Here is a 15,942-nt window from a genome sequence, read left to right on the forward strand (position 1 = left end):
GGGGGGGGGGGGGCCCCCGGCGCCGGCGGGGGGGGGGGGGCCCCCGGCGCCGTGCGTCTCGGTCCGGGCGTGCCCGGGTCCGGGCTACCAGGCCACCGGCAGCCGCAGCGGGAAGCGGCGGATGGTCTTGGTGTCCCAGCGGACCTCGTCCGGCTGTACCGCCAGGCGGAGGTCGGGGAAACGGTCCAGGAGGCGGCCGACGGCCACCTCCAGTTCGGCCATCGCCAGGGGCACCGCGATGCACCGGTGGCCGCCCCAGCCGAAGGTCATGTGGGGCATGACGGGGCGGTCGGGCACGATCTCGTGCGGATCCGGGTAGCGGTCGGGGTCGCGGTTGGCCGTCAGGTACGAGACGTGGACGAAGTCGCCGCGTTTGATGAGGACCCCGTCCAGCTCCACGTCCTCCAGTGCCACCCGGGGAATGCCCACGCCCTTGCGGAAGGGGATGTACCGGAGCAGTTCGTGGAGGAACTCCGTCAGGTTCTCGCGGTGCGCGCGGGCGTACTCCGCGAGCTCCGGGCGGGTCAGCAGCAGGTACATGATGTCGCTGATCTGGCAGGTGGCCGTGTCCTGGCCGCTGAGGGTGAGCGTCAGCAGCAGGACCGCCAGTTCCCGGTCGTCGAGGTGGTCGTCGCCGTCCCGTGCCTCGACGAGCAGGCTGACGAGGTCCGTGCCGGGTTCCTTACGGCGTTCGTTGACGAGCTGGCCGAAGTAGGCCGTCAGGTCCTGCTTGGCCGCGCGGGCGACGTCGCGGTTGCCCGCGCCCACCACCAGCAGCCGCTGGACCTGTTCCTGCATCCGGGGCCACTCGGCGCGTTCGATGCCCAGCAGGTCCATGATCGTGTGCTGGGGAAGGGGGTCGGACAGATGCCGGACCAGGTCGGCGGGACAGCCCTGCGCCTCCATCCCGTCCAGCAGCCGGTCCGCGAGCAGGACGATACGGTCCCGCATGCGTTCCACGTGCTGCTGGGTGAAGGCCTGGGTGGCCAGATGCCGGATCCGGCTGCTCTGCGGCGGGTCCATCACGTTGATCGACTCGGGGGAGACGATCGGTTCGGCGGTCATGCGCGGATAGTCGTACTCGATGATCTCGGCCCGGCTGAACCGGGGATCCGTGGTCACCACCTGCACCGACTCGAAACTGGTGACCAGCCAGGCGTCCGACTCGCCGTACGGCAGGCGGATGGTGCCTAGGGACTCGCGCTCCATGAACCCGGACAGTGCCGGATCGAAGTCGAGGGCCTTGCTGAAACCGAAGGGACAGTCGACGGCCTGCACGTTGTTCTCCTTCATCGGTCGACCATGGAGTACCTCCTCTCGCGATGGAATCACGGCTTCCGTATCAACCGGTGTGTTAATCGACCCAGGTGGGGCCACGTGGGCTAACGCAAACCACCGTGCGCGGCGACGGCCGCCGGTCACTTGGCGTACAGACCCTCGATCTCCGTCGCGAAGTCCTTCATGACCGCCTCGCGGCGCAGCTTCATCGACGGGGTCAGATGCCCGGCCTCCTCGGTGAAGTCGACGGGGAGCATGGCGAAGCGCCGGATGGACTCGGGGCGGGAGACGAGCTTGTTGGCCTCGTCGACGGCGCGCTGCAGGACGGCGAGCAGTTCGGCGTCGTCCATCAGGAGCTCCGGCGGCACCGGGTGCTTGCCGTTCATCTGGCGCCAGTGGGTGAGGCCGTCCCGGTCCAGGGTGATGAGGGCGCTGACGTACGGCAGCCCGTCGCCGACCAGCATCACCTGGGAGATGAGGGGGTGCGAGCGCAGCCAGTTCTCGAGCGGGGCGGGGGCGACGGACTTGCCGCCGGCCGTGATCAGCATCTCCTTCTTGCGGCCGGTGATGGTGAGGTAGCCCTCGTCGTCGAGTTCGCCGAGGTCGCCGGTGGCCAGCCAGCCGTCCCGGGTGGCGGGGACGACCCCGCCGGCCGCCGGGTCCCAGTAGCCGCGCAGCACGTGTTCGCCGGCGACCAGGATCTCGCCGTCGGCGGCGATCCGGACCTTGGTGCCGGGCATCGGCCACCCCACCGTGCCGAGGCGCGGCTTGAGGGGCGGGGTGCAGGTGCTGGCCGCCGTGGTCTCGGTCAGGCCGTAGCCCTCGTAGATCTCGATGCCGGCCCCGGCGTAGAACGCGGCGAGGCGGCGGCCCAGCGGGGAACCGCCGCAGATGATGTGCCGGACGCGGCCGCCCATGGCGGTCCGGATCCGGCGGTAGACGAGCGGGTCGTAGAAGGTGCGGGCGGTCTTCAGGGCGCGGCCGGGCCCGCTGCCGGTACCGGTCTGTTTCGCCTCCAGCGCCTCGCCGTAGCGCTGCGCGACCCCCGTGGCCCGGTCGAAGACCGAGACCCGTCCGCCCGACTCCGCCTTCGCCCGCGCGGTGTTGAAGACCTTCTCCAGCATGTACGGGATGGTGAGCAGACAGGTCGGTTTGAAGCCGGCGAGGTCCGGGAGCAGGTCCTCGGCCTTGAGGCTGGGGGCGTGACCGAGGCGGACCCCGGCGCGGACGCAGGCGATCGCCACCATGCGGCCGAAGACGTGGGACATGGGGAGGAAGAGGAGGACGGAGACCTCCTCTTCGCTGCGCGCCTTGAAGATCGGGTAGAGGAGTTCGATCGCGTTGTCGACCTCGGCGAAGAAGTTGCCGTGCGAGAGGGCGCAGCCCTTGGGGCGGCCGGTGGTGCCGGAGGTGTAGATCAGGGTGGCGAGGGTGTCCGGGCCCAGCATGCCCCGCCGGACGCCCACCTCGCCGTCCGGCACCTGCGCGCCGGCCTCCGCGAGCCGGTCCACGTGCCCCTTCTCCATCACCCACAGGTGCCTGAGGTCGGGCAGCCGGTCGAGTTCGGGGCCGAGCGCGGCGGCCTGCGCGCCGGTCTCGGTGACCAGGGCGACGGCACCGGAGTCGTGCATGATCCAGCGGGTCTGGAAGACCGAGGAGGTCGGGTAGATCGGCACCGTCACCAGACCGGCCGCCCAGGCGCCGAAGTCGAGGAGTGTCCACTCGTAGGTCGTCCGGGCCATGATCGCGATCCGGTCGCCCGGCACCAGGCCCTCGGCGATCAGGCCCTTCGCCACCGCCAGCACCTGCGCGGCGAACTGAGCGGCCGTCACGTGCGCCCAACGGCCGTCCTCCTCGGACGACTTGCGGCTGAGCACCACGGCACCGGGCTCCGCCTCCGCGTTCTCGAACGGCAGGTCCGCGAGCGAGCCGTGCCGTACCGGGGGCGCGAACGGCGGTACGTACGCCTCCCGGACCACCCCGTCCAGCCGCTGCACGAGGGGCTCGACCAGGATCGGGTTCCCGTCGTAGTCCGTGGCCTGGATCGCCGCGCCGGAGAAGAAGACCGGGGCGGCGTGCGGATAAGAGGACGTGGACACGGGGCGGCTCCTCGGGCGTGCAGCGGTGAACTGCTTGCTGCATGACGTACGTGCCTCGCGCACCGAGGCGTTCACCGGCACCGGCACTCGGGAAGGGGTTACCGGCGGTTCAGGCTGGAGATCGTACGGGTCCGCTGTGGCGGGCTTGTGGGGTTTCGGGGGTTGTCCGGGGACGGGCCTGTGCAATCCCGGAGGTTACGTGAGGGTCCTTCACGTTCGGCCCGTTTCCCGGTGATTGACAGCTGTGACATAGGCTTACCTACGGTAACCTTACTCCGGAGTCAGGAATTGGGCCATATGGGGGACGCCGGGTACTTCCCAGGCCGCGGGTGCGTCGCGGCCGGGCGCGCCTTCGGCACCGGAACGTGAAAGGAAGGCCCTGTGATCAACCTCGGCAGCTCTCCTTCTCTCGGGCCTCTGCTCGTGCGCGGGGCGCTACGGTCACCGTTCAAACGGCCCGCCCCCGACGCGGACTTCCCCCGCACTCAGCTCGTGCTGCCGGGCGTCCGCCCCGACCTCGAAAGGCTCGCCGGCTACGAGCGGGTCTGCGGGTACGCCACCGGGGAGGACGGACTGCCGGTCACCTATCCGCACGTGCTCGGATTCCCGTTGGCCATGCGGCTGATGACCGCGCGCGAGTTCCCGTTGCCGCTGCTGGGGCTGGTGCACACCTCCGTCGAGATCGAGCGGTACGCCGAGCTGCCAGGCGGCGGGACGTACGACATCGCCGTCCACGTCGAGGAGTTGAGGCCGCACCGGCGGGGCACCGAGGCCACCGTCGTGACCGGGGTGCGGATCGGCGAGGACCTGGTGTGGGAGTCGCGGAGCACGTATCTGGCACGGCACCGTACGCGGCACCCGGGTGAGACGGTCCGGGAGGAGCCCGGCCGCCCGCTGCCCGTCGTCGAGGAGTGGCGGATCGCCGGGGACGTCGGCCGGCGGTACGGGGCCGCGTCCGGGGACCGCAACCCCATTCACCTGCACCCGCTCACCGCCCGCCTCTTCGGCTTCCCCCGGGCCATCGCGCACGGCATGTGGACCGTGGCCCGGTGCCTTGCCGCGCACGGGGTGCCGACGGCGGCAGTCGTGCGGGCGGAGTTCCGGGCGCCGGTGCTGCTGCCGGCCAGGGTCGAATACGCCGCCGCGGACGGCCGTTTCCAACTGCGCAGCGGCGACCGGGTGCACGTGGCGGGCAGTGTCGGACCGCGCGTTGCCCAGTGACCGGCCGACACCGCACAGAGATTGCGGCGCCTCGCCGGGCGGGGCACCAGGAAGCTGTACCACGTGGGCCGCAGCCGGCTGGCGCCCGCGTTGCGCCGCTGGGGTGCCGTGTGACGGACCGGGCCGGTCAGGGCGGGGACCAGGGCCGGCCCTCCATCAGGTTGCCGAGGCCCGCCCAGGCGAAGTTCATCAGGGTCGCGGCGGCCTGACGTGCCGTGACTCCCGGCGTGGCGTTGGCCCAGGTGGCCAGGGACTCGGCCGCGCCCACCAGCGCCTCGGCGAGGCCCGCGACCTCGCCCTCCGCCAGGTCGGGGTCCCGGTGCGCGGCACGGGCGGCGGCGACGATGAGCTGGGTCACGAACGCGACGATCTCCTCGCGCATCGCCGCGACCTCGGAGGCGAACCGCTCGCCGTGCGTACGGGCCTGGAGGTGCAGCACCGACCAGCCGTCGGGGTGTCCGGCGGTGTACGTGAAGAACGCCCGCAGTCCGTCCCAGAGCTGCCGGTCGGCGGGCAGCGCGCGGTCGACACCGGTGCGGACCGCGTCGGTCAGGGCTCTGGCCTCACGGCGGATGCAGGCCGTGAACAGATCGTCCTTGGAGTTGAGGTACAGGTACACCAACGGCTTGGAGACGCCGGCTAGTTCGGCGATCTCGTCCATCGACGCGGCCATGTAGCCGCGCTGGCCGAAGGTCCGCACGGCGGCGTCCAGCATCTGCTGCTCACGCACCGCGCGCGGCATCCGCTTGGTCTTGACGGTCCCCATGGCACGAAGCCTAGTTGGGGCCGGCGGCGAGGGAGCCGCTCAGGAGGAGGCCTGGGCCTGGTCCGCCGCGTCGACCGCGGCGTCCTCCTGGCTGCGGTTGGCCTCGATGTTCGCCTGCATCCGTTCGACCCGCTGCGCGACCTGCACCGAGGCCCGGTCCCGCTCCTTGCGCAGTACGACGAAGCTGATCGGCGCCGACAGGACGAGGGAGAGCAGCAGGACCCACAGAAGGTTGGAGTCGCCGAAGCCACGCGGGAACGCCCCGGCGTAGACGAGGCCCCAGACGACGAGGAGGCAGCCCGCGAAGATACCGAGGCGCATCAGCGTGTAGCGGAGCATCTCAATCCAGTCTTCCGATGACGAAAAGGGGCACCGTCCAGTGAAGCACGCCGTGGGGCCGATCTTTCACCGGGGTCAGGTCAGCGGGAGCAGCATGGTGATGTCGTCGCGGTCGTCGCCGGGGGCGACGCGGACCGCGGCGGGGACCCGGCCGACCTCCTTGTAGCCGCAGGAGCCGTAGAACTTCTCCAGGCCGAGGCCACCGCGGCAGCTGAGCCGTATCGCGTCGATGCCGTCGAAGCCGCGGGCGGCGTCGGCGGCGGCCGCGAGGAGGTCGCGGCCGTAGCCCCGGCCCTGGTGTCCCGGGTGCACCATCACGGTGTACAGCCACACCCAGTGCGTCATCAGCCGGTGCGTGTTGAAGGAGAAGAAGGCGGTGGCGGCGACCTCACCGGCCTCGTCGTGCCCGACGAGGAGCCGGTGCCGGCCCTCGGCCATCGCGACGAGATGCCGCACCAGCTCCGGCCGGACGTCCTCCGCCGTGACCGGCGCCACGAACCCGACGGCTCCGCCTGCGTTGGTCACGTCCGTCCACAGGGTGAGGACGCCGTCGCGGAGGGCGGGGGTGATGGCGGGGTCGAGGGTGAAGGTAAGGGGCATGCCGGGATCGTATCTATTACGACGGGGGGCGGGTAGGGCCGTCTCGCGACTGCGGGCCGGTGGGGGCTGGTCGCGCAGTTCCCCGCGCCCTTTGCGGGGCGCACTGCAGCGAGCCCCGCAAGGGCCGGTGGGAACTGCGCGAGGAGCCACGACGCACCCGCACCCGGAAACGCACCGTCGGGCGGCCTCACACCCGCGCCGTCGGCGGCCTCACACCCGCATCGTCGGCGGCCTCACACCCGCATCGGCTGCGGGGACTCCCGGCGCGCCGGGTCCGGCCCGTCGTACTCGCGGATGATCTCGTACCGCGTGTTCCGCTCCACCGGGCGGAAGCCCGCGTCGCGGATGAGGTCGAGCAGGTCCTCGCGGGTCAGCTTGTTCGGCGTGCCGTAGTTGTCCGCGTCGTGGGTGATCTTGTACTCGACGACCGACCCGTCCATGTCGTCGGCCCCGTGCTGCAGCGCCAGCTGCGCCGTCTGCACGCCGTGCATGACCCAGAAGACCTTGACGTGCGGGACGTTGTCGAAGAGGAGACGGGAGACCGCGAAGGTCTTCAGGGCCTCCGCGCCGGTCGCCATCTGGGTCCGGGCCTGGAGCCGGTTCCTGACCTTGCCGTCCTTCATGTCCACGAAGTCGTGCTGGTAGCGCAGCGGGATGAAGACCTGGAAGCCGTTCGTCTCGTCCTGCAGCTCGCGCAGGCGCAGCACGTGGTCGACGCGGTGACGGGGCTCCTCGATGTGGCCGTACAGCATGGTGCACGGGGTCTTCAGACCCTTCTCGTGCGCCAGGCGGTGGATCCGCGACCAGTCCTCCCAGTGGGTGCGGTGGTCCACGATGTGCTGCCGGACCTCCCAGTCGAAGATCTCCGCGCCGCCACCGGTCAGCGATTCGAGGCCCGCGTCGATCAGCTCGTCGAGGATCTCGGAGGCCGACAGACCGGAGATCGTCTCGAAGTGGTGGATCTCGGTCGCCGTGAAGGCCTTCAGCGAGACGTTCGGGAGGGCCGCCTTCAGCTCGCGCAGCGACCGCGGGTAGTAGCGCCACGGCAGGTTCGGGTGCAGGCCGTTGACGATGTGCAGCTCGGTGAGGTTCTCGCCCTCCATCGCCTTGGCGAGCTTCACCGCCTCCTCGATGCGCATGGTGTAGGCGTCCTTCTCGCCCGGCTTGCGCTGGAACGAGCAGTACGCGCAGGACGCGGTGCACACGTTCGTCATGTTGAGGTGACGGTTGACGTTGAAGTGGACGACGTCGCCGTTCTTGCGCGTCCGCACCTCGTGGGCGAGGCCGCCCAGCCAGGCCAGGTCGTCCGACTCGTACAGCGCGATGCCGTCCTCGCGGGTCAGCCGCTCACCGGCCCTGACCTTCTCCTCCAGCTCACGCTTGAGCCCGACGTCCATGCCCACACCTCTCTACGACAACTTCGACCACCGTACGCCCCACCCTTCGGGCGGCAGGTACCCCCATACGGCCCTTCGGGCCTACGCCTCTTCGGGAAGTTCCCCGACCCGGTTCTCCCACTTCGTGGACAGCACGATCGTGGTACGGGTCCGGGAGACGCCCTTCGTCCCGGACAGCCGCCGGATGGTCTTCTCCAGGCCGTCCACGTCCGACGAACGCACCTTGAGCATGAACGAGTCGTCGCCGGCGATGAACCAGCAGTCCTCGATCTCCGGCAGGTCCCGCAGCCGCTGCGCCACGTCCTCGTGGTCGGCCGCGTCGGAGAGGGAGATCCCGATGAGGGCGGTGACGCCGAGGCCGAGCGAGGCCGCGTCGACGGTGGCCCGGTAGCCGGTGATGACCCCGGCCGCCTCCAGCCGGTTGATGCGGTCGGTGACGCTGGGTCCCGACAGTCCGACGAGGCGGCCCAGCTCAGCGTAGGAGGCCCGGCCGTTCTCCCTCAGGGCCTGGATGAGCTGCCTGTCCACGGCGTCCATGCGATCGAAGCCTTCCGCTGAAGATTCCCGAAGTAGATGAGAGGTGGTGCTGAGGTACAGCTACTTGCCGGCGCCGCCGAGGTCCCCTTCCCAGCGGCGGTAGAGCCGGTGCCCCACACCGGCCGCGTCGAGCACCCGGCCGGCGACGAAGTCGACGAGGTCCTGGATGTGGGTCGCGCCCGCGTAGAAGGCGGGGGAGGCCGGGACGACGACCGCCCCGAGGTCGTCCAGGGTGACCAGGTGGCGCAGGGTCTGGCCGTTCAGCGGGGTCTCGCGGACGGCGACGACGAGCGGGCGGCGCTCCTTCAGGGTGACACTGGCCGCCCGCTGGAGCAGGTCCTTGGAGAGGCCGAGGGCGACCCCGGCGACGGCGGCGGTGGACGCCGGCACGATCAGCATGCCCTTCGCCCGGTACGACCCGGAGGACGGCCCGGCGGCCAGGTCGCCGGCGCTCCAGTACCGCACCCGGGCCAGGTCGGCCGCGAAGGTGCCCGGCTTGCCGTCGGCCCCCCGCGCCAGCCATTCCCCCAGGTCGTCCTGCCAGTGCGCGTCCCGGAAGGAGATCCCGGTCTCGTCCAGCAGGGTGAGCCGCGAGGCCCGGCTGACCACCAGGTCGACGCTCTCCCCCGCGTCCAGCAGGCCACGCAGCACAGCAGCGGCATACGGCGTTCCGGACGCCCCGGACACCCCCACGATCCAAGGCACGCGCTGCGTTTCTCCTGCGTTCACATCTTGAGCGTACCGGCGCGCCGACCGAGGTTCAGGCCGGGTGGGGGGCCTACGGGTCGGCGGGGAGGCGGTCGCCGTCCGGGACGGGCTCGCCGGCCTTCCGCTCCTGTCACCTGACGGCGGGCCGCACCGTGTTCAGACGGTCAGACCACGGACCAGCAGATCCAGCAGGGCGCACACGAACAGGGCAATGCCGATAAACCCGTTGACGCTGAAGAAGGCGCGGTTCAGGCGCGAGAGGTCGTGCGGGCGGACGATGGAGTGCTCGTAGGCGAAGGCGGCGGCGACGATCACCAGGCCCAGCCAGAAGAACGCGCCTGCGTGGGTGGCCACGGCGTACCAGACGAACAGGCCGGTCACCAGCGCGTGGCAGACCCGGGCGCCCCAGATCGCCGCCGGGATGCCGAAGCGGGCCGGGACCGACATGACGCCGATCTCACGGTCGGTCTCGACGTCCTGGCAGGCGTAGATCAGGTCGAAGCCGCCGATCCAGATGCCGACGGCGAGGCCGAGGATCACCGCTTCCCAGGACCACTCGCCGGTGATCGCCAGCCAGCCGCCGATCGGGCCCATGGCCTGGGCGAGGCCCAGGATGGCCTGGGGGAAGTTCGTGAACCGCTTGCCGTAGGGGTAGACCACCATCGGGATCACGGCGACGGGGGCCAGGGCCAGGCAGAGGGGGTTCAGGAGGGCCGCCGAGCCGAGGAAGACGGCGACCGCGATCAGCGCGCCGGTCCAGGCGTGCTTGACGCTCATCGCGCCGGTGACCAGCTCACGGTGGGCGGTGCGCGGGTTCCGGGCGTCGATCTCGCGGTCGATGATCCGGTTGACGGCCATCGCGAAGGTGCGCAGGCCGACCATGCAGACCGTGACCAGGAGCAGCCGGCCCCAGTGGATGTTCCGGTCCAGCTCGAACATCGCGGTCAGCGCGGCGATGTACGCGAAGGGCAGGGCGAAGACCGAGTGCTCGATCATCACCAGCCGGAGAAACGCCTTGGTGCGTCCTGGCTGCGGGATCGCGGCTGATGCAGAACTCACTGAGAACCTCCGAGAATGCCCCGGCCTTCAGATCGGGGAAGAATCAAACGCCTTCTGTGCAGGGCACGGAAAGGCGAATCACTTTCGTGGTGACTCGCCGTCTGGCGCGATGGTCGAGCGCTCACCGTCCAAGCGGTACACGATCTCGGAATTGAGGGAGCGGCGGGCGGACTTGGCCTGGGCAACCAGCCAGACGTGAAGGTCGGCGGGGAGCCTGAGCGTGATACGCACTTCATCAGTCACGCTCCGCATTCTAGTGGTACCGTAGTGTCATGATGACACCAGGAACGGTGGTAGACGCGGGCCATGCCCGGTACACCTACCGGCTGCGCGTGTCGTCGACCGCCCACTCGGCACTGCTGGCCGAATGGGACCGCTGCCGCTGGATCTGGAATGAGTGCGTCGCCCGCTCCAAGAAGGCCCACCGCGACGGGGAGAAGTGCGGCCCCGCCCGGCTGGACAGAATGCTGACCGAGGCCCGCGCTACCGGGCCGTGGCTGATTGAAGGCAGCTCTGTACCGCAGCAGCAAATCATCCGCGACTTCGGCAAGTGCCGAGCGAAGGCCTTGAAGGACATCAAGGAGCGCCTGCCGCGACAGCAGCGGGCCGGTATGCCGAGACACAAGAAAAAGCGCGAGGCCGACCCCACCCTCAACTACACGCGGCGCGGCTTCCGGGTGAAGGACCGGCGTCTGCACCTCGCGGGCGGCATCGTCCTGAACGTGGTGTGGTCGCGGGACCTGCCCGCCGATCCGACCAGTGTGCGCGTGTACCGGGACAGTCTCGGGCACTGGTATGCCTCGTTCGTCGTTCCCGCGGAGGTCCAGCCACTCCCCGCCACTGGCGCCGTGATCGGCGTGGACTGGGGCGTCCGCGAGACCGCGACCACGACGAGTGAGGGCCATGACCTCCCGCACGCCGAACACGGCGAAAAGGCCAAGACCAAGCTGACCCGGTACGACCGGATGATGGCCCGCCGTAAACCCGCCAAGGGACGGTCGGCTTCGAAGGGTTATCGCGAGGCGAGGAAGCTGCGGGCGAAGACGTGCCAGAAGATCGCCCGTCAGCGACAGGACACCGCCCGTAAGTGGGCCAAGCGCGTCGTGACGGACCATGACGCAATCGCTGTGGAGGACTTCCGTCCGAAGTTCCTCGCCAAGACCAGCATGGCGCGCAAGGCCGCCGACGCGGCGATCGGCGCCACCAAGACGGCCCTGCTGGAGATGGCCCGGAAACACGCGCGCGACGTGTACCTCGTGCACCCGGCGCACACCACCATGGACTGCGCATCGTGCGGAGCGAGAACCAAGCACGCACTTCCTCTTTCGGAACGTACTTATACCTGCATCGCCTGCGGAGCCGTGTCCCCCAGAGACAAGAACTCCGCCCGTGTGATGCTCGTCCGGGCTGGTCTGAACCCGGCTGGTGTCGAGGGCGTAGGAACTCTTGGAGCGCCGCTCCAAGAGGCAGCCTGAGCCAGGAATCCCCTCCCTTTCAGAGAGGGAAGCAGTCAAAGGCCGTACTCCTTCCAGCGGCGGTCCACGAGGGCCGCCGTATCCGGGTCCGGCAGGACCATGTCCGGCCAGCCCCCGTCCCGTGTGTAGCCCTCCTCGGGCCACTTCCTGGTCGCGTCGATGCCCGCCTTGCCGCCCCAGAACTGCTGGTAGGAGGCGTGGTCGAGGTGGTCGACGGGGCCTTCCACGACCGTGAGGTCACGGGCGTAGTCGGTGTTGCCGAGGGCCCGCCAGGCGACCTCGTGCAGGTCGTGCACGTCGCAGTCGGAGTCGACGACCACGATCAGCTTGGTGAGCGACATCATGTGCGCCCCCCAGACGGCGTGCATGACCTTCTGCGCGTGCTTCGGGTACTTCTTGTCGATCGAGACGATCGCACAGTTGTGGAAGCCGCCGGCCTCGGGGAGGTGGTAGTCCACGATGTCCGGGACGATGATCTTCAGGAGGGGCAGGAAGAAGCGTTCCGTGGCGCGGCCCAGCGGACCGTCCTCCGTCGGGGGGCGGCCGACGACGATCGACTGGAGCAGCGGCCGCTTGCGCATCGTCACGCAGTCGATGGTCAGGGCCGGGAACGGCTCCTGCGGCGTGTAGAAGCCGGTGTGGTCGCCGAACGGGCCCTCGGGCCGCATCTCGCCCGGCTCCAGCCAGCCCTCCAGGACGACCTCGGCGCTCGCCGGGACCTGGAGCGGGACCGTCTTGCAGTCGACCATCTCGATCCGCTTGCCGGCGATGAACCCGGCGAACAGGTACTCGTCGATGTCGCCGGGGAGCGGGGCGGTGGAGGCGTAGGTGACGGCGGGCGGGCAGCCGAAGGCGATCGCGACCGGGAGCCGCTCTCCCCTGCGCGCCGCCACCTGGTAGTGGTTGCGGCTGTCCTTGTGGATCTGCCAGTGCATGCCGATGGTGCGCCGGTCGTGACGCTGGAGCCGGTAGAGGCCCAGATTCCGGATGCCGGTCTCGGGGTCCTTGGTGTGGGTGAGCCCCAGGTTGAAGAAGGAGCCGCCGTCCTGCGGCCAGGTGAACAGCGCCGGGAGCCGGTCCAGGTCGACGTCCTCGCCGGTCAGGACGACCTCCTGCACCGGGGCCTCCTTGACCTTCTTCGGCGGTACGTGCGTCATCGCGCCGAGCTTGCCGAACGCCTCGCGCACACCGACGAAGCCGTGCGGCAGCTCGGGGCGCAGCAGCCCGCCGATCTTCTCGGAGATCTCCCCGTACGACTTCAGCCCGAGGGCCTTGAGCAGCCGCCGGTCGGTGCCGAACACGTTCATCGCGAGGGGCATGCTCGACCCCTTCACGTTCTCGAAGAGCAGGGCCGGTCCGCCGGACTTCTGCACCCGGTCGACGATCTCCCCGACCTCCAGATACGGGTCGACCTCGGCCTTGACACGCTTGAGGTCTCCCTCGCGCTCCAGTGCCCGGAGCAGGGAGCGAAGATCGTCGTAAGCCATGTGTCCCAGTATCGGCCACCCGGGGTCCGGGCCCGGTCACCGCCCCCTGCCTACGCGTCGGCCGTGGGACGCGACGCACGCGTCCGTGGTGGCCCCCGGCGGGGGCGCCGCCCCCAGGGAATCCACCCGCACCGCCCACCGCTCCGCTCCCCCGCCTGCCGGAGGAGGCGCTCGTCTCACTGACGCCGGCGTCCGGTGGCGTCTCCTGAGGACACCGGCCCGGCCGGCTTCCCGCACCGGCATCGCGCCGCCGACTTCAGTAGTGTGGCCGCCATGCTCAGGTATCTGCCCTATTTGCTGGTCCTCGCGCTGTGGATCTACGCCTTCGTGGACTGCCTGAACACCCCCGAGGACGAGGTCCGTGCCCTGCCGAAGCTGGCGTGGGTGTTCGTCATCCTGCTCTTCGGCGAGGTCCTGGTCGGCCCGGTGGCCTGGCTGGTGGCCGGCAAGGCCCGGCAGCCGCGCGAGCGCTGGGTCGCCCCGGACGACAACCCGGAGTTCCTGAAGTCCCTGAAGCGGGACGATCCGCGCACCGACTGACCGCCTACAGCAGCGCCTTCACCTGGGCCGCCGTCAGTGCCCGCTGGAAGACCTGGACCTGTTTGATCGAGCCGGGGAACCAGTCGGCGGGGGTGCCGGCCGTGGTGGCACGGCCGATGAGGAGGGGGCCGCGGGCGGCGACGGGGTTGCTGTCGTTGATGCCGGCTTCCTGGACGCCGTCGACGTACAGGAGGAGCTGGTTGCGGAGGCCCTCGTAGACGCCGACCAGGTGGGTCCAGGCATCCGGCTTCGGGACCGTGAACGACAGGGCGCGCAGGTCGGGGCGGGCGAAGGCCCAGCGGTTCTCGGCGGCCGAGTACTGGAGGTAGAAGCCGCTGGCGTCACCCGCGTCCTGGCTGACGGCGGTCGCGAAGGACGACGGGACCCTGCTCAGGGCCACCCACGCCGAGACGGTGAAACTGCGGCCCTTCGCGGTCCGCAGCACCGGTCCCGCGGTCGCGATCTGGCTGGTGCCGCCGTCGAACAGTGCGGCCCCGTCCTTGCCCCGCCCCCACCCGACCGCGGTGGCCGCGCCGTCGTACCGGCCGGTGTCGTCGGCGGCGACCGCGCCCGAGGTCTCGTCCAGCGGCCAGGCGTCCAGCGGCGAGGGGACGGAGACGGAACCCGAACCGGCCGGGTGCTGCGGGGAGCTGGCCCTGCCCCGGTTGACCAGGTGGGCGACCGGTACGGCCGCGATCGCGGCGACGGCCAGCGCTCCCCCGGAGACGAGGAGGGTACGGCGGCTGGTGCCCGGGTTCTGGCGGTGGGGCACCGGCGGCGGGGCCGGGGCGAGTCTGGTGACCTGGCGGGTCGCCGTGACGGGCGGCGGGGCCGGGCGCGCGAGGTCGGCCGGTGGATCGGCCGCGGGTCTCGCGAGGAAGGCGGTGGCATCCGTCGCCGGGCCGACCCGGGCCAGGATCTCGCGCGGGGTGGGCCGCCCGGCCGGGTCCTTGACCAGGCAGTCCGCGACGAGGGAGGCGAGGGCCGGGTCGGTGACGGCGGTGATGTCGGGATCGTCGTGGACGACGCGGTAGAGCAGGGCCGGGGTGGGCCCGGCGCCGAACGGGTTGCCGCCGGTGGCCGCGAACGCCAGCACCGCACCGAGCGAGAACACGTCGCTCGCGCCCGTCACCTCGCTGCCCGCGACCTGCTCCGGCGACATGAAGCCGGGCGAGCCGACCATCAGCCCCGCCTGCGTGATCGTCGCGGACTCCACGCTCCGCGCGATACCGAAGTCGATGACCCGCGGCCCGTCCTCGGCCAGCAGCACGTTCGACGGCTTGAGGTCCCGGTGCACCAGCTGGGCCGCATGGATCGACGTGAGCGCCTCCGCCAGCCCGGCGGCGAGATCGAGCACGGTGGCGGCCGGCAGCGGTCCTCTCTCGGCGACCGCGTCCTGGAGCGAGGGCCCCGCGATGTAGCTGGTGACCAGCCAGGGCAGCGGGGCGTCCGGATCGGCGTCCACGACCGGTGCGGTGAAGGCACCGCTCACCTTGCGGGCGGCCTCCACCTCGCGCCGGAACCTCGATCGGAACTCCGGCTGTCCCGCGACCAGTTCGGCGTGGACCACTTTCACGGCGACGGGCCGGCCGCCCGGCGAACGGCCGAGGAAGACCCGGCCCATCCCGCCCGCGCCGAGCCGCCGCAGCAACTGGTACTCCCCGACGGAGCGCGGATCCCCCGGCTCCAGAACTGCCACGACCCCTCCCGCACCGCCGACTCCCCCGAGACCCGGTCAGCATAGGACCACCGGCCGCGGCGGTTGGCCGATTCCGGTCCGTGCGGGGCAAGTTGCCCCCGGGTCTGCCCTTGGGGACCGGGCAGCGGGCGAGCGCGGCGCCGTCGTGGGCCGTCGCGCGGCTCCTACCCTTCCGTCGCCTCGCCGATCCGAGCGGCGGGCCCGGCAGCCGCTGAGGCGTCCGGGCGGTCAACCGCCTTTCCGGCACGCCCGGTTACCCGGCGCGAGCGCGCGCCGCGGCCGACCGTCAGCAGGGGGAGTCCGGCAGGTGCTCCTGGGCCCACTCGCGCAGTGCCCGCAGCGACGGCTCCAGCGCGGCGCCCGACGCGGTGAGGCGGTACGAGACCCGCAGTGGCGGGCCCTCGTCGACCTCGCGGACCACGAGCCCCGCCGCGGCCAGCTCGGCGAGGCGGTCGGAGAGCATGCGCTCGCTGATGCCGGGGACGGCGCGGCGCAGGCTGGCGAAGTGGGTGGGCTGACCCAGCAGGACGGACAGGATCGGGCCGTTCCAGCGCTTGCCGAGCACTTGGAAGACGCGCGTGATGCCGTCGTCGACACCCTTGCACGCTTCCGGGTCATGGACCTGCTCCACCGCCATGACATCAGGGTACAGTCACACCAAAAGGAAGGAGCTGCAAAAAAGTAAGCACCTGTGTTATCTATAGCTGAGTACGAATTCTCAGCCCCGCGGCTCCGCC

At 70.7% G+C, this 15,942-nt stretch carries 16 protein-coding genes; 3 read left to right on the forward strand and 13 right to left on the reverse strand.

Annotated elements, in window-relative coordinates; translation table 11 throughout:
- Positions 1-84: 84 nt before the first annotated feature.
- Positions 85-1,293 (reverse strand): cytochrome P450, encoded by a 1,209-nt coding sequence (locus AB0472_RS33210; RefSeq protein ID WP_366361972.1) that lies wholly within the window; start codon positions 1,291-1,293, stop codon positions 85-87.
- 125 nt (positions 1,294-1,418) lie between these two features.
- A complete protein-coding gene (locus AB0472_RS33215) occupies positions 1,419-3,323 on the reverse strand; it encodes an AMP-binding protein (protein WP_366362142.1) in 1,905 nt (634 codons plus the stop codon).
- A 435-nt stretch (positions 3,324-3,758) separates the two neighbouring features.
- On the opposite strand from AB0472_RS33215, the gene AB0472_RS33220 reads away from it, so the two are divergent.
- Positions 3,759-4,598, forward strand: a complete 840-nt coding sequence (locus AB0472_RS33220) for a MaoC/PaaZ C-terminal domain-containing protein (protein WP_366361974.1) — start codon at positions 3,759-3,761, stop codon at positions 4,596-4,598.
- Between the two features lie 127 nt (positions 4,599-4,725).
- Here AB0472_RS33220 and AB0472_RS33225 read toward each other — a convergent pair whose 3' ends face one another.
- The 8 genes from AB0472_RS33225 to AB0472_RS33260 all read right to left on the reverse strand — a co-directional run bounded on the left by AB0472_RS33225 (position 4,726) and on the right by AB0472_RS33260 (position 10,247).
- Positions 4,726-5,364, reverse strand: coding sequence for a TetR/AcrR family transcriptional regulator (locus AB0472_RS33225; RefSeq protein ID WP_366361976.1), 639 nt, complete (start codon positions 5,362-5,364; stop codon positions 4,726-4,728).
- Between the two features lie 39 nt (positions 5,365-5,403).
- Entirely contained in the window at positions 5,404-5,703 is a 300-nt protein-coding gene (locus tag AB0472_RS33230; protein WP_366361978.1) for a DUF4229 domain-containing protein, read from the reverse strand.
- A gap of 75 nt (positions 5,704-5,778) precedes the next feature.
- Positions 5,779-6,303, reverse strand: coding sequence for a GNAT family N-acetyltransferase (locus AB0472_RS33235; protein ID WP_366361980.1), 525 nt, complete (start codon positions 6,301-6,303; stop codon positions 5,779-5,781).
- 233 nt (positions 6,304-6,536) lie between these two features.
- Entirely contained in the window at positions 6,537-7,700 is a 1,164-nt protein-coding gene (gene mqnE / locus AB0472_RS33240; RefSeq protein WP_351486357.1) for an aminofutalosine synthase MqnE, read from the reverse strand.
- An 81-nt stretch (positions 7,701-7,781) separates the two neighbouring features.
- Positions 7,782-8,237, reverse strand: a complete 456-nt coding sequence (locus AB0472_RS33245; protein ID WP_366361982.1) for an Lrp/AsnC family transcriptional regulator — start codon at positions 8,235-8,237, stop codon at positions 7,782-7,784.
- A gap of 60 nt (positions 8,238-8,297) precedes the next feature.
- Positions 8,298-8,942, reverse strand: a complete 645-nt coding sequence (locus AB0472_RS33250) for a UbiX family flavin prenyltransferase (protein ID WP_366361984.1) — start codon at positions 8,940-8,942, stop codon at positions 8,298-8,300.
- Positions 8,943-9,101: 159 nt separating this feature from the next.
- On the reverse strand, positions 9,102-10,004 hold the full coding sequence (gene mqnP / locus AB0472_RS33255; protein ID WP_366361986.1) for a menaquinone biosynthesis prenyltransferase MqnP: 903 nt from the start codon (positions 10,002-10,004) through the stop codon (positions 9,102-9,104).
- A gap of 78 nt (positions 10,005-10,082) precedes the next feature.
- A complete protein-coding gene (locus AB0472_RS33260; protein ID WP_366361988.1) occupies positions 10,083-10,247 on the reverse strand; it encodes an Arc family DNA-binding protein in 165 nt (54 codons plus the stop codon).
- A 32-nt stretch (positions 10,248-10,279) separates the two neighbouring features.
- Between AB0472_RS33260 and AB0472_RS33265 the strand changes: the two genes are divergently transcribed.
- Positions 10,280-11,479 (forward strand): transposase, encoded by a 1,200-nt coding sequence (locus AB0472_RS33265; RefSeq protein WP_366362144.1) that lies wholly within the window; start codon positions 10,280-10,282, stop codon positions 11,477-11,479.
- A gap of 35 nt (positions 11,480-11,514) precedes the next feature.
- Here AB0472_RS33265 and AB0472_RS33270 read toward each other — a convergent pair whose 3' ends face one another.
- Entirely contained in the window at positions 11,515-12,966 is a 1,452-nt protein-coding gene (locus tag AB0472_RS33270; RefSeq protein WP_366361990.1) for a menaquinone biosynthesis decarboxylase, read from the reverse strand.
- A gap of 195 nt (positions 12,967-13,161) precedes the next feature.
- On the opposite strand from AB0472_RS33270, the gene AB0472_RS33275 reads away from it, so the two are divergent.
- Positions 13,162-13,506 (forward strand): PLD nuclease N-terminal domain-containing protein, encoded by a 345-nt coding sequence (locus tag AB0472_RS33275; protein WP_366361992.1) that lies wholly within the window; start codon positions 13,162-13,164, stop codon positions 13,504-13,506.
- Between the two features lie 4 nt (positions 13,507-13,510).
- Here the strand turns inward: AB0472_RS33275 and AB0472_RS33280 are convergent, their stop codons facing one another.
- Together AB0472_RS33280 and AB0472_RS33285 are read right to left on the reverse strand one after the other, a co-directional pair.
- Positions 13,511-15,205 carry a LamG-like jellyroll fold domain-containing protein gene (locus AB0472_RS33280; protein ID WP_366361994.1) on the reverse strand — a complete coding sequence of 565 codons (1,695 nt, stop codon included), beginning with the start codon at positions 15,203-15,205 and terminating at the stop codon, positions 13,511-13,513.
- 286 nt (positions 15,206-15,491) lie between these two features.
- Positions 15,492-15,842: a helix-turn-helix domain-containing protein gene (locus tag AB0472_RS33285; protein WP_366361996.1), complete on the reverse strand. Its 351-nt coding sequence runs from the start codon at positions 15,840-15,842 to the stop codon at positions 15,492-15,494.
- Positions 15,843-15,942: the final 100 nt, after the last annotated feature.

The sequence above is a fragment of the Streptomyces sp. NPDC086777 genome, assembly GCF_040702065.1.
Classification (GTDB): domain Bacteria; phylum Actinomycetota; class Actinomycetes; order Streptomycetales; family Streptomycetaceae; genus Streptomyces.

Coding starts and splice junctions, on each gene's coding strand:
- AB0472_RS33210 (WP_366361972.1), bottom strand. CDS start 1,293: ATGAAGGAGAACAACGTGCAGGCCGTCGACTGTCCCTTCGGTTTCAGC.
- AB0472_RS33225 (WP_366361976.1), bottom strand. CDS start 5,364: ATGGGGACCGTCAAGACCAAGCGGATGCCGCGCGCGGTGCGTGAGCAG.
- AB0472_RS33230 (WP_366361978.1), bottom strand. CDS start 5,703: ATGCTCCGCTACACGCTGATGCGCCTCGGTATCTTCGCGGGCTGCCTC.
- AB0472_RS33235 (WP_366361980.1), bottom strand. CDS start 6,303: ATGCCCCTTACCTTCACCCTCGACCCCGCCATCACCCCCGCCCTCCGC.
- mqnE (WP_351486357.1), bottom strand. CDS start 7,700: ATGGACGTCGGGCTCAAGCGTGAGCTGGAGGAGAAGGTCAGGGCCGGT.
- AB0472_RS33245 (WP_366361982.1), bottom strand. CDS start 8,237: ATGGACGCCGTGGACAGGCAGCTCATCCAGGCCCTGAGGGAGAACGGC.
- AB0472_RS33265 (WP_366362144.1), top strand. CDS start 10,280: ATGACACCAGGAACGGTGGTAGACGCGGGCCATGCCCGGTACACCTAC.
- AB0472_RS33270 (WP_366361990.1), bottom strand. CDS start 12,966: ATGGCTTACGACGATCTTCGCTCCCTGCTCCGGGCACTGGAGCGCGAG.
- AB0472_RS33285 (WP_366361996.1), bottom strand. CDS start 15,842: ATGGCGGTGGAGCAGGTCCATGACCCGGAAGCGTGCAAGGGTGTCGAC.